The organism is Shewanella sp. P1-14-1 (assembly GCF_001401775.1).
GTDB classification, from domain to species: Bacteria; Pseudomonadota; Gammaproteobacteria; order Enterobacterales; family Shewanellaceae; genus Shewanella; species Shewanella japonica.
In genome coordinates this window covers 1-1,462 of record NZ_LKTL01000061.1, presented here as the reverse complement: position 1 = coordinate 1,462, position 1,462 = coordinate 1, and the positions used below count along the sequence as shown (strand labels likewise).

The following is a 1,462-nucleotide window of genomic DNA, read 5'->3' as shown; positions in this document are numbered from 1 at the left end:
GTTGCTGTACCAGAGATAATAGCTTTGTCATCAGTGCCACTAATAGACACAATAATTTTATGGTCGGTACCGTCTGCGGAGTGAACGATCAAAGTGTCAGTTAATGATTCACCTGTTTTCAATCCTTGAATCACAGTTTGGGAGTTATCGGCTGCATAGGCCCAGTGACCTTGCTCGTTAATTGATAAAGTACCAAACTGACCTTGCACAGTATTGCCAATGAAGTGAGCTTGATTTTTATCTAAGTCAGCAACAGAAAGCATCCCCTCGACGTGTAAATCACCTTGATTGACGTCGTAATCTTCTTTCAGGAAAGCGAAAGTCTCTCCCCCCGGTGTTGGTGCTGTTAACGTATTGGCATTACCTGAAGAGTAGATGACGTTTGCGATTACAGCTTTGTCATCAGTACCATTAATCGTGATGGTAACCTGTTGCTCGGTACCGTCTATTGTTCGAACGAATAAGGTATCAGTCAGTGACTCGCCTGTTTTTAGCTCTTGAATTGCCGTCTGTAAATTGTCGGCAGTGTATGTCCAATAGCCACGGGAATCGATACTGAGCTGACCAAATTGTCCTTGTAGCATACTCGCCGTAAATTGGTTTTCACCTGAGTCAGGGTCGGTAACAGTAAGCTGCCCTTGGGTATGCAGCATACCTTGGCTATCTTGGTGGCGATCTTCAGTGAGACTGGCACTGTCTACCCCTTGAATTTGCGCAATCTGGTTGCTGCCATGGATATCAATAGTGAGTTGCTGGCTAACAGTTTGACCAGAGCTGTCGGTGACATTGACGATGAATTGTTCTGTCGCCTTGTCGCCTTGATTCAATGCTTGGGTGCTGGCTGACTGATTGTCTAATCGATATAGCCATTGGCCTGTGTTTGGATTAATCGTCAATTGTCCGAATTGACCTTGTCCATTTAAAATTGACCAGCTTGCATTGTCATTATGGTCAACGTCGGTGGCCACCAATTGACCTACGACAGAGTCAAGAGTGCCTTGGTCATTGAGCGAGCCGTGATGGTTACCGGTTACGGTTGGGAGATCATTAGTACCTTCTACATTGATGATTACCAGACTATCGACTTGATGACCTTCATTGTCTGTTGCAGTCACGACAAATTGTTCAGTGTGCCTTTCGCCCTCACTCAATGAGTTGGTATTAACTGACGTGTTATCGAGATGGTATTGCCATTGCCCAGTGGCAGCATTGATTTGCAAACTGCCAAATTGACCTTGGTTTTTTGCTGATGACCAAGTCACTGTTTGGCTATTATCACCGTGAGCACTCAACATACCTTGAGCCGTATCTGTTGAGGCATCTTCTTTGACTTGTTGAATTTGCTGTTGACCATCTACCGTAAGCGGCTTTTCATGAGTGCCAGTGCCAGTGCCAGTGCCAGTGCCAGTGCCAGTGCCAGTGCCAGTGCCAGTGCCAGTGCCAGTGCCAGTGCCAGTGCCAG

At 46.2% G+C, this 1,462-nt stretch carries 1 protein-coding gene; it reads right to left on the bottom strand.

The features are described 5' to 3' along the window. On the bottom strand, positions 1 to 1,462 hold a 1,462-nt coding region (locus AN944_RS20925), incomplete at both ends, for a VCBS domain-containing protein (protein ID WP_200913391.1).